8 protein-coding genes are annotated in these 12135 nt (G+C 58.6%); 4 read left to right on the top strand and 4 right to left on the bottom strand.

Going from position 1 to position 12135, the window contains the following annotated elements:
• Positions 1 to 3: 3 nt before the first annotated feature.
• From ACIPL2_RS01265 to ACIPL2_RS01255, 3 genes are all read right to left on the bottom strand, one after another.
• Positions 4 to 765 (bottom strand): SDR family NAD(P)-dependent oxidoreductase, encoded by a 762-nt coding sequence (locus ACIPL2_RS01265; protein ID WP_401352199.1) that lies wholly within the window; start codon positions 763 to 765, stop codon positions 4 to 6.
• A gap of 16 nt (positions 766 to 781) precedes the next feature.
• Entirely contained in the window at positions 782 to 2446 is a 1665-nt protein-coding gene (locus ACIPL2_RS01260; RefSeq protein WP_401352196.1) for an AMP-binding protein, read from the bottom strand.
• A gap of 268 nt (positions 2447 to 2714) precedes the next feature.
• Positions 2715 to 3731, bottom strand: a complete 1017-nt coding sequence (locus ACIPL2_RS01255) for an AraC family transcriptional regulator (RefSeq protein WP_401352193.1) — start codon at positions 3729 to 3731, stop codon at positions 2715 to 2717.
• 276 nt (positions 3732 to 4007) lie between these two features.
• Between ACIPL2_RS01255 and efeU the strand changes: the two genes are divergently transcribed.
• The 4 genes from efeU (at position 4008) to efeO (ACIPL2_RS01235) (ending at position 8330) form a co-directional block, all read left to right on the top strand.
• Complete coding sequence (efeU, locus tag ACIPL2_RS01250) at positions 4008 to 4847, top strand: iron uptake transporter permease EfeU (protein WP_401352190.1); 840 nt, start codon at positions 4008 to 4010, stop codon at positions 4845 to 4847.
• Positions 4848 to 4955: 108 nt separating this feature from the next.
• Positions 4956 to 6155: an iron uptake system protein EfeO gene (gene efeO / locus ACIPL2_RS01245; protein ID WP_401352188.1), complete on the top strand. Its 1200-nt coding sequence runs from the start codon at positions 4956 to 4958 to the stop codon at positions 6153 to 6155.
• Positions 6156 to 6173: 18 nt separating this feature from the next.
• The gene (efeB, locus tag ACIPL2_RS01240) at positions 6174 to 7484 is read left to right on the top strand and encodes an iron uptake transporter deferrochelatase/peroxidase subunit (protein ID WP_401352185.1); all 1311 of its coding nucleotides are present in this window, start codon (positions 6174 to 6176) and stop codon (positions 7482 to 7484) included.
• 21 nt (positions 7485 to 7505) lie between these two features.
• Entirely contained in the window at positions 7506 to 8330 is an 825-nt protein-coding gene (efeO, locus tag ACIPL2_RS01235; protein ID WP_401352182.1) for an iron uptake system protein EfeO, read from the top strand.
• 97 nt (positions 8331 to 8427) lie between these two features.
• On the opposite strand, the gene ACIPL2_RS01230 is transcribed toward efeO (ACIPL2_RS01235), so the two are convergent.
• Positions 8428 to 12039, bottom strand: coding sequence for a hypothetical protein (locus tag ACIPL2_RS01230; protein WP_401352179.1), 3612 nt, complete (start codon positions 12037 to 12039; stop codon positions 8428 to 8430).
• Between the last annotated feature and the right edge of the window lie 96 nt (positions 12040 to 12135).

Below are 12135 nucleotides of genomic sequence, written 5' to 3'. Positions count from 1 at the left end.
TCCTTATTTGGCGGCCATGCGCAAGGCACCGTCGAGACGGATCACCTCGCCGTTGAGCATGCTGTTTTCAATGATATGCCTGACCAGCGCGGCATACTCGTCCGGTTTGCCCAGGCGCGGCGGAAATGGCACGCCAGCGGCCAACGATGCGCGGACTTCCGGGGTCATGCCGGCCACCATCGGGGTTTCGAAAATGCCGGGAGCGATGGTCATCACACGGATGCCGAAGCGCGCCAGTTCGCGGGCCGCGGGCAACGTCAGGCTGACGATCGCGCCTTTGGAGGCCGCGTAGGCAGCCTGGCCAATCTGGCCGTCGTACGCCGCTGCCGAGGCGGTGTTGATGATCACACCGCGCTCGCCATCGGCATCCGCTTCGGTTTCGGCAATCGCCGCCGAGGCCAGGCGCAGCATGTTGAAGCTGCCGATCAGGTTGACGTTGATCACCTGGCTGAAGCTGGATAAGGCGTGCGGGCCGTTTTTGCCGAGGATCTTCTCGCCACGCACGATGCCCGCGCAGTTGACCAGACCATTGAGGCCGCCGAAGGCTTTGACCGTGGCCTGCACCGCTGCTTGCGCTGCGGCTTCGTCACTGATGTCCGCCACCACACTTTGCGCGCCGAGACGTTCAGCTTGAGCGGCAACCGCTTCGGCGTTCATGTCCACCAGCATCACGTTGGCGCCAGCCGCCACCAGCATTTCAGCGGTGGCCGCGCCCAGGCCGGACGCACCGCCGGTGACGAGAAAAACCTTGTTTTCGATCTGCATCATTGTTTCCTTGGATTCAAGCTGAAACGTTCTTCGCGGTGGCCTCTTGAGCCTTGGCGATTTCCTGGTTGCGCAAGATAAAGCGCTGCAATTTGCCGCTAGGGGTTTTCGGCAATTCGCTGACAAATTCGATTTCACGAGGGTATGAATGCGCGGCCAGACGCTTGCGCACGTGTTGGCGCAGTTCTTCGGCCAATTCCGGCTCGGCACGGTACTGCGGGCTGAGGACGACGAAGGCCTTAACCAGCTCGGTGCGTTCCGGGTCAGGCTTGCCGACCACCGCCGCTTCGACCACCGCCGGGTGTTCGATCAATGCGCTTTCCACGTCGAACGGGCCGACGCGATAGCCAGAGGTGGTGATCACATCGTCACTGCGGCCGACGAAGCTGATGCTGCCGTCCGGGTTCCACTCGACGGTGTCGCCGCTCAGGTAATAATTGCCGACGAAGGCCTTGGTCGGCGCACCTTCATAGCCGTTGAACCAGCACATCGGCGACTGAGTGCGATCGATGGCCAGAATGCCCGGCTCACCGATGCCGAGTTCCTTGTAGTCATCATCCAGTACGACGATGCGATGGCCGGGCGAAGCAAAACCGGCGGCGCCCATGTGGATCGGGTGTTCGAGCGCGTGGTGATTGCACAGGACCATGCCCAGTTCGGTCTGGCCGTAGTGGTCGTGAATGACCACGCCGAGGTTGTCGGCGAACCAGCGGATCACTTCCGGGTTCAGTGGCTCGCCGGCGCTGCTGACGATGCGCAGCTTGCCCTTGATCGACTTGGCGAACTCGTCGCCACCGGCGATCAGCAAACGGTAGGCCGTGGGTGAGCCGGTGAGGTTGGTGATCCCGTACTTGTTGATCACCCGGCAGGTGCTTTCGAGGGTGAACGGGCCATCGTAAAAGGTGATCGGATGCCCCATCGACATCGGTCCGGTGACACCGAAATAGATACCGTAAGCCCAGCCCGGATCGGCGACGTTCCAGAACGCGTCTTCGGGGCGCAGGTCCACGGCGTCGCGGGTGTAACTCTGGAAGGCGACGATGGCCTTCAGTGGTACGGACAACGCTTTCGACGGGCCGGTGGTGCCCGAGGTGAACATCAGCAGGAACGGGTCTTCGCCGGTCAGCAACACCGGTTCGCACTCAGGGGAATAATTGGCCAGTTCGGCCCAGAAGCTGTAATCGCCGCGAACGATGCCCTGGCCTTTGGGGCCGGCGACGGTGACGATGGTTGGGCAGTCGGCGACTTCCGCGAGTTTGCTGCGATTGACCGCGTCGGTCACCACCACTTTGGCGCCGGAGCAGCCGAGGCGGTGTTCGATGGCTTTCGGGCCGAAGGCGGTGAACAGCGGCTGATAGACCGCGCCGATACGCCAGGTGGCGAACACGGTGATCAGTAATTCGATGTTGCGTGGCAGCAGGCCGGCGACTTTGTCGCCCTTCTTCACGCCTTGGGCCAGGAGGAAATTGGCAAAACGCGCGGCTTTGTCCTGCAAGCCGCTGAAGGTGTACGTCGCGCCCGTGCCGTCGCGACCTTCCCAGAACAACGCAATGCGCCCCGGCAATGCATGCCGGTCACAACACTCGATGCAGGCGTTGAGTGCGGTCAAATCGCCGGCGAGCGCAGCGTCGACGGTGTGCTGATAATTGAACTGTGATGTAGCAGACAAGTAATCGCGCATTGCCAGAATCCCTCTGTGTTCTTATTAGGTTGGGGGAACCTTGAATTGACAGGGAAATACTCGCTCTGCGCGGGGGGTGGGGCAATGGTCAAAGCTATCAAGTTGCTTGACTGGTTTGGCCAAGATTTGAGGGGTGTGGTGCCTGTGATGGCCTCTTCGCGAGCAAGCCCGCTCCCACATTTAACCGTGTTCTCTCTGGAGGAACGCGGTTAAATGTGGGAGCGGGCTTACTCGCGAAGGGGCCCGACCAATCAATATAACGTCCGGATCAGTCAGCCTCATTCAAAATCAAACTCCGGTAATGCCCCGGATTGGACCCCGACCACTTGCGAAACGCCTTGTAGAACGAACTCGTATCAGCAAACCCCAACCGCGTCGCAATGTCGGCAAAACTAATGGCAGGCTCAGCCAGCCAGACAATGGCCAGTTCCTTGCGCACGCTGTCCTTGAGCCCTTGATACGTCTGCCCTTCCTCGGCGAGCCGCCGGCGCAAGGTTGACGCCGACATACACAACTTATGCGCCAGGGCTTCGGTTTCCGGCCAGTGCTCGGCGCTCAGATGCCGCAAATCGTGCTTGATCCGGCTGGACAGGCTCTCCGGGTCGCGGTACTTGACCAGAATGTTCGCCGGCGCATGGGCCAGGAAGCGCTTGAGTTCTTCCGGGCTGCGCTTGATCGGCAAGTCCAGGCACTCGGCGGAGAAAATCATCCGCGTGCGCGGCCGGTCGAAACGCAGGTTCTCGGAAAACATCACCTGATAGTCGTCGCAGAAATCCGGCTCTGCACAGCGCAACTCGATGGCCAGGATCGGTATCCGCCGCCCCGCCAGCCAGCACGCAACGCCGTGAACGATCATCCAGTAGGTGAAATACGTGAAGGCCCGTCGCGGGTCCTGGTCGTCCTCCAGCAGGACGATTTCCGCCAGGCTTTGCTGGCGAACCAGTTGCGCCGGTAGGTGTTCCAGCATTAATGACAGAAAGCTCAGGCCCGAAGTCAGACCGGCCGCCAGGCTCGGCTGGACCATGGAGCAGCGACAGAGAAATTCCAGGCTGCCTGATTTGAGCTTGCGCGGATCCATGCCAAAAAACTCATCGTTCCCGCGCCGCGCCAGCAAACGCCACAGCCGTGCATAAGCCGTTGCCGGGACGCGTGCGTCGCTGCTTTCGAGCAGTGCCGGGTCGATGCCGACCTTGCTCAACACCTCTTCGGTGGCGGCTCCCGGGGCACAGCTTTGCAACAGCGCTTCACGCACCAGTTGAATGGAGATGGTGTCTTTTTCCGACATTGAGTGTTGCGCGCCCTGTTCTTGTTTGAGTGGTGGGCATATTAGCGCACAGCGACACGGTTCCGTAGGAGCAAGGCTTGCCCGCGAAGAACGATGACGCGGTTTTAGTGGAACACAGCGTTATCGTTCTTCGCGGGCGAGCCTCGCTCCTACAGGGGCGGAGTGATCTTCAGGTTTGTTCAGGTTAGGTTCAGGTAAATGTCAATGCCTGGCATTTGAGAATGAGTGTCATTATGTTACAAATTAGCACCCTATCTAATGACGTTACGGTGCTGAATGCTTGTTCCTTTTCTGATCATGCTGCGCGAAGGCATTGAAGCCGCGCTGATCGTTGGCATCATCGCCAGCTACCTTCAGCAGACCGGCCGTGGCCAGTGGATGCCGGCGGTGTGGATCGGCGTATTCCTCGCTGTCGCCCTCGCCCTGTTGGTCGGCGGTGGCCTGGAGCTGGTCAGCGCCGAATTTCCGCAGAAGCAACAGGAACTCTTCGAAGGCGTGGTCGGCCTGGTGGCCGTCGGCATCCTCAGCTCCATGGTGTTCTGGATGCGCAAGGTCGCGCGTTCGATCAAGCATTCGCTGCACGTTTCCCTCGACCACGCGCTGACCGGATCCAAACATCAGGTGACCGCGTTGATTGCCATGGTGTTTTTCGCCGTGGCCCGGGAAGGCCTGGAAACGGTGTTCTTCCTGCTCGCGGTGTTCCAGCAAAGCGAAGGCCCGACGGCACCGATCGGCGCCCTGCTCGGCCTGATCCTGGCGATCATCGTCGGCTTCCTGATCTACAGCGGCAGCATGCGCCTGAACCTCGGTGCGTTCTTCCGCTGGACCGGTTTGTTCATCCTGGTCGTCGCGGCCGGGATCCTCGCCAATTCCGTGCAAGCGCTGCACGAAGCCGGGGTCTGGAATCACCTGCAGACCGTGCTCTTCGACTTCAGCGCCGCGCTACCGATGGACGGCCCGCTCGGCTCGGTGCTGGCCGGAATGTTCGGCTACCAGGACGCGCCGACCGTCAGCACCCTCGGGGCGTATCTGATTTATCTGCTGGTGGCGTTGGTGATGTTCTTTCTCCCTGCACCGCCTCCCCGTAGGAGCGAGCTCGCTCGCGATGATCGTTAACGATGACGCTGCGTGCCTGATGCCCTGTGGCGGGCTCGGGTTTCTCGCGAGCAAGCTCGCTCCTACAGGGGCCGTGCGTTGAAATTTTTCCAGTCAGTAAGGGCACCCATGCCAAATCAAGTTCCTCCCCAGGCTTCCCCTCCCCGCGCCTTGCGCTGGGCGGTGGCCGGTTCGGTGATCGTGATGATCGCCGCCGGTGCCCTGTTCTACTACGCCTCGAACATGGCCGCGGCCAAGCGCCAGGCCCACCATGACGAAGTGACGGTGACCATCCATCCGCACAGCTGCGAACCGAATGCCCTGACGGTGCCGGCCGGGCGCGCCAGTTTCCGCATCGTCAACCACTCGGATCGCGCCGTTGAATGGGAAATCCTCGACGGCGTGCTGGTGCTCGAAGAACGGGAAAACATTGCGCCCGGCTTGAGCCAGGTGATCAACGCCAACCTGTTGCCCGGCGACTACACGATCACCTGCGGCCTGCTGAGCAACCCGCGCGGCACCTTGCAGGTGACGCCGACGGCGGCGTCTGAGGCGGCGGCCAAGGCAAGGCCTTCGATGGTGGCGTTCATCGGCCCGCTGTCGGAGTTCCGCGTTTACCTGAACACGCAGAGCAGCGCGCTGATCAAAGCCGTGACCGCGCTGGAACAAGCCATCGAGGCCGGTGACCTGAACCAGGCCCAAGCGCTTTATGTGCCGGCCCGCGCCGCTTACCAACGCATCGCGCCGGCCGCCCAGCGCCTGGCCGAACTGGACAACAGCATCAACGCCCGTGCCGATTATTTCGAGAAACGCGAGCAGGATCCGGACTTCGTCGGCTTCCACCGGATCGAATATGCACTGTTCCAGCAGCGCAATCTCGACGGCCTGGCGCCAGTTGCCCAGCGGCTTGTCGCCGATGTCAGCACGCTGAAGCAGCAACTGTTGGCCCAGTCTCTACCGCCCGAGCAACTGGTGAGCATTCTAGTGCGCAACCTCAACACCCTCGCCGATGTCCGCGCCAGCAGCGGTGAAGAAGAACGCTACAGCCACACCGACCTGAATGGCTTCGCCGGTAACCTTTTCGCCGCCCGCAAAGTGGTCGATCTGTTGCGACCGTTACTCACCCAGTCCGCCGCCGATGTGCTGCCGACGATCGACAGCGCGATCGCCGCCCTAGACGCGCAACTCAACGGATTCACGGTCAAGGACGGCTACGCCAGCTACGACACGCTCAGTGCCGATCAGCGCAAACAGATCGCCGACCAGGCCAAGGTGCTGGCCGCCGCACTCGATGGAATCGATCCCGCCCTTGGCCTTTCCGGCCTGTAAGCAGAAGACCCCTTTTACATGAACGATTCAGAGCAGTTTTCAGCGCAACGCCGTCGCGTCTTGATGGGAATGGGGGCCGCCGGTGTGGCCTTGGCCGGTTCGGCATTGAGCTGCCCGGCCATGGCCGCCAGCCCCGCGCAGGTGACCGAAGCACCGAGCAGTGAAAAAACCGGCGACCGCCACGCGTTCCACGGCAAACACCAGACCGGCATCGTCACGCCGCGTCCGGCCTCGGGCATGCTGGTGTCCTTCGATGTACTGGCCAGCGATCGTGAGGACCTGGAGCGCTTGTTCCGCACGCTCAATGAGCGCATCGCGTTCCTGATGAAGGGCGGCCCGGTGGCGCAGGTCGACCCGAAATTGCCGCCGGTGGATTCGGGAATCCTTGGCCCGGTGGTGACGCCGGACAACCTGACCATCACCGTGTCGGTCGGCGAATCCTTGTTCGACGAACGCTTCGGCCTGGCCGACGCCAAACCCAAGCGCTTGATCCGCATGGTCGGCTTCCCCAACGACGCATTGGAAGCCGATGGCTGCCACGGCGACCTCAGTGTGCAGTTCTGCGCCAACACCACCGACACCAACATTCACGCCCTGCGCGACATCGTGAAAAACCTGCCGGACTTGCTGCTGGTGCGTTGGAAACAGGAAGGTAGCGTGCCGCCGCAGGCACCGGCGAAACCCGGTGCTCCGGCGCAGAGTGCGCGCAACTTCCTGGGCTTTCGCGACGGCTCGGCCAACCCCGATTCCAACGATGCCAAGACCATGGACAGCCTCGTCTGGGTCCAGCCCGGCAGCGACGAACCGGCCTGGGCGGCCAATGGCAGCTATCAGGCGGTGCGGATCATCCGCAACTTCGTCGAGCGCTGGGACCGTACGCCGTTGCAGGAACAGGAAAGCATTCTCGGCCGGGTCAAAAGCACCGGCGCGCCCATGGGCGGCGAGCATGAAACCCAGGTGCCGGATTACGCCAGGGACCCGGAAGGCAAGCTGACCAAACTCGACGCGCACATCCGTCTGGCCAACCCGCGCACCGCCGCCAGCCAGGCCAACCTGATCCTGCGGCGGCCGTTCAACTACTCCAACGGCGTCAACAAGAACGGTCAGCTCGACATGGGTTTGCTGTTCATCTGCTACCAGGCGGATCTGGAAAAAGGCTTCATCACCGTACAAACCCGACTCAACGGCGAACCGTTGGAGGAATACCTCAAACCGGTCGGCGGCGGCTACTTCTTCACCCTGCCCGGGGTCACGGGCGACAAGGATTTCATTGGTCGCTCGCTGCTTGACGCGACACAACCTGCCGTTCAACCCAAAACAACTGCATAACCCCCCACACGGAACCGTCCCATGAAAAAGTCGCCCCTCGCTTTAATGCTGACCCTTGGCTTGCTCAACACCCCGTTTTCGGCGTTCGCGGCGACGGCGCCGCTGGATCTGGTGGGGCCGGTCTCGGACTACAAGATCTACGTTACCGAACAACTGGATGAGCTGGCCAGCCACACCCAACAATTCACCGACGCCGTGAAGAAAGGTGACCTGGCCACCGCGCAAAAACTCTACGCACCGACCCGCGTTTTCTATGAGTCGATCGAGCCGATTGCCGAACTGTTCAGTGACCTCGACGCGTCCATTGACTCCCGTGTCGACGACCACGAAAAAGGCGTAAAAGCCGAGGACTTCACCGGCTTCCACCGCATCGAGTATTCGTTGTTCTCGGAAAAAAGCACCCAAGGCCTGGGCGAACTGGCCGACGGCCTGGACAAAGACGTCAAAGACTTGCAAAGCCGCGTCGCCGGCCTGACATTCCCACCGGAAAAAGTCGTCGGCGGTGCCGCTGCGCTGCTTGAAGAAGTCGCCGCGACCAAGATCTCCGGCGAGGAAGATCGCTACAGCCACACCGACCTTTACGACTTCCAGGGCAACATCGACGGCGCGAAGAAAATCGTCGACCTGTTCCGACCGCAGATCCAGAAACAAGACGCGGCCTTCATTGCCAAAGTCGACAAGAACTTCGCTTCCGTGAACAAGATCCTGGCCAAGTACAAGACCGCGAATGGCGGTTTCGAGACCTACGACAAGGTCAAGGAAAACGACCGCAAGGCACTGGTCGGGCCGGTGAATACACTGGCTGAGGATTTGTCGACGTTGCGTGGAAAATTGGGTTTGAACTGAGGTTTGGTCACACGACCGGCCTGCGACTGACATCAACAGTCAGTCGCAGGATTTCCGCTTGGCGGGTTGGGTCTCGTCAAGGCTTTTCCAACGACTCCTAAGCCGTCAGCACTATGAAGTTATCGAGTGCCCGGCCAATCGGGCTACCGGTTTTATCCAGCGCGTACCATTTTCCATTGTCTCGAATGGCCGTTATCTCGGAACCGTCGACAGTACCGGTCACCTGATTGATAAAAGTGTTCATCCGATTGGGTTGCACGGCCCCGGCGGCTCCGCTGGCAAAACCTCCAAACCATCCCCTGAGACGGTCCAGACTTGTCTGCAAACGTCCAATACCCGTTCCCGTCAACGTAAACATCCCACTCTTGCAGAGCTTGGCGAAACCACCCACGGTTCTTGCGCCGCCTGCGACAAGGCCTGTAACTCCGTCCAGCGGGTTGACCAATGAAACCGTGGTCTGCCCGGCCAGTTTGATGACTTCAAAGGCCTTGGCTCTGATAGGGGTGATGGACTTCAACACAGTCGACAGTTTGCCCACACCACCGGCCACCGTGCTCAGGCTGGAAACCAGGTCTGTAAAACAACCAAAGGCACCGTTGATGAAACGCATTCGATCCCCCGACCGCAAATCTTCCGTACAACCCACGAATGGAATGAGCTGCAACAGGAAATTCGTGACTTTTTCCCGGTACGCCCGATTTTCTTCTTCTTTGGTGGAACCTTCGGCTTTTTTGAACAGAAATTCCCGCTCGCCTTGAAGAAGATTGTCGTTGATGATTCTGTCGACAATGTCGGAGGTCCTTTGTGAGAAGTAACTGTTCGGCACGGCCCCACGGATATTTACCTGTGCTGTGCTGGCGGGAAGGCTTCCACCCAGTTCTTCGATAATCAGCTTGTTCGATTTAGCACCGTCTATCGGCTCGGAACCTTTTGCATAGGCATCAAAGTCAAACCGTAATTCGGTTCCACGTTGTATGTCAGCGTTGACCGACCCTCTTCCGCTCACGTTGACCTTTTTGATTTTCATTTTGCCATTTAGCGGCAAGTCATCCGGTAAATCCGTGCGTTTGATGATTAACATCCGTCCAGGAAACACTTCGAAGTAGCTAACGTTTCTCCGCTCGCCGTCCTGGTATTCAGTGCGCAATAGCGTTCCTTGGCGACCGCGGAAACTTGCCCGGTGCGTCGATGTTTCATCTTCTTTAAGCTCTCCCGTTTCTTCGCGCAACGTAAAAAACCTTACTTCCCCAAATTCAAGGCTCTGACGATCTTCCAGCGGCAAGGTCGCAATCAGGGATTTGGTCGCGGTAATAAAACTTTGCTTTCGCGCATTAAAAAAAACATCCACGGATTCATTGAAAGCGTCCACTAGAAGGGGTAACGACTCCCAGCCGGAGTCAAAGTCCTTATCCTCCATCTGCACATGACACATTTCAAAACTTCCAGACTCCTTTCCGTTCATATAAGCGTCGACGATCGATATCGGGTCCCCCGTGTAATTGGTGTCGAAGTGTGTAATTTGCCGAGGCCCGAGTATTATTTTCTCAATGGGCACCTGAGCTTCGTCCTTCTTTTTTTTCTCTTCTGCCTCTTTCGCCCCTTCTGCCTCTTTCGCCTCTTCCGTCTCTTTCGTCTCTTCTGCCTCTTTCGACTCTTTCGCCTCTTCCGCCTTTTTCACCTCTGCCTCCGTTAGTGCCCTGGGTGTATTTGGAAAGGCAATCCGAAGCTCTAGAGCTGCAACTTCCCTACGCGTATGCAGCTCGAGCTTAAACCCATTCAGCGCCTCAGAAAGATCGCTTCTTTGAGTCGCAAATTTCTGCGCTGCTGTCTCGTAGTCCTGGGAAGAGTAAGCGCAATCTGCACGACGTTGTATAACGCCATTCATGACGGCCCATATAATTGAAATGTCGGCGGCAAGGGTCTTGAACAACAGTTTCTGCTCGGGTGTCGTGGGCTCAAGCAGCGCAAGCGACATCAACTGGTCAGGGGTCATGATTCGCGAACACCCGGGAGCCAGCACCTCGGCAATGGCGATCCCCAGGCTCAGGGCCATCCAGGCCGCATTGCCCACCTGAATGCCCTCATTGAGATCCTGCGCGAGAAATTCCGGCGCTGCATCTGCCAGAAACAAATGCGCAATCAGGGGTGCCGCCAGCGAACTTACACCCTTGTGTTCGATCAGGTGCTGTTCAATCTCTGTCCGCACCACCGTGAGATCACGCCCCAGGTTTTCTGCCTGGTAAACGTCGTAACCTGCGATGATTCCGGGCTTACCGCAGGCGTCGGGATCGACGACCAGTTTGATCGCTGCCAGCAACAATTTTTGATAGTGCTCGGGCGCAGCCGTTTGCCCGGTACCATACCAGTTCAGCTCCTGGAGCAATTGCTGCCCCCAGCAATCGGCCTGGTCTTTCGCAAACATCTTGTTCAACAACTCATCGGCATTGTTGCGCCTGAATTCAACCGATGTACCGGGCAACAAGTCAGCGCCCAATTCATCAATAATCGAGCTGCCATCGCTCAAAAAATCACTCGCCTCAAAATTGATTTTCGCTCGTTCGGCCGCAGTCAGTCGTACCAGCGACGGGGAGTTCGCCAGTAACTCAGCACCGTAGTCGCCCAGTGGGGTTGCCTGTGGCAATGAAGCTTGTAGCCATCGGATGATGTTGCGGACTTCACCCGCGGTGTTCACAGCGCCAAATCCACTGAAAGACAATATTTGCTGAAAGTCGAAGCGCAATGGAGCGTACAGCGCATTTCCCGTATCCCTGACCTTGCTCAGCAAGTTGTTGAACGGTGTAACCAATGAGGGTTGGCGGGTAACCAGGGCCGTCAAGTCATACCATTCTGAAGCGCTAAAGACCTCGATTTTGTTTTCACTAATCCTGACAGGCAGTGAATTGAAGTCGATGCGTTCGCGCTCAGAGAGCGCAATCATTTCCGGCAACACGAAAAAATTATTCAAGTGATGAACAATAGCCAAGCTCTTGTGCGCCAGCGGAGAGTCGCTGGCACTTTCACTGTATTTATTCGACAACTTGAGGTCTTTGGCGTCCGCCTGATCCTTCACCAAACTACCCAATTCATTGATCAGCGTTTCTCGTGCCTTCGCCTCTCTGATCGACTCCTTGGCGCATTGACACTCTTTATCGAGTTCGACCTTTTCATCGGCCGTGATCTCAGGCCATCCCTCCAGTTTCAGGCGGCTGGCAAGTGCACTGGCTTCCTGATCTGAAGTCGGCGGTAGCACCCCATAAAAATCCATCATTACGTTACACGGAACAAGTTTTCGATCGTCACTCACATACGGTAAGCCAAAGTCTCCCGGATCAAGGACTTGCCGGGCGGCTAGAACTTGCGCTGATACCCGCCACCATCCTGAGTTGTCCCAAACGGTAAACGTTTCTGTGGTGCTCACGCCGTTAAGGGTGACGTTGGCTGATATTGAGCATTCTTGAATGTTCAATGTACTCAGTGTCACGCCCTTGGCTTCGAACCATGCCAGCACTTTTGGATCGTTCAAGGCTTGTTTGTAGAGATCCAATGGCTTGTCAATCAAGCTGCCTGGCGTGGCAAGCAGTGGAATATTTTGATTGGCCTCCAATTGTCCGAGCATGAGTGCTTGTAGCGCTCGATCCGCCAGTGCAGTGATATCTGAATCACTCGTGAGGTCGGGCACCCTGGCCGCGCGTTCTTCGGCACGCGTCATGTCCGGGTTCGATGGAACGCGCTGTAGGTGACGTGGGCTGCTTTGGGTGCCCGAGAGCGACCTGGACACACGGGTTTGTGCTAGAGGATTACGTTC

This window comes from Pseudomonas sp. NPDC086251 (genome assembly GCF_044746405.1).
Classification (GTDB): Bacteria; Pseudomonadota; Gammaproteobacteria; order Pseudomonadales; family Pseudomonadaceae; genus Aquipseudomonas.
This window is presented reverse-complemented; position numbering and strand designations above follow the sequence as displayed.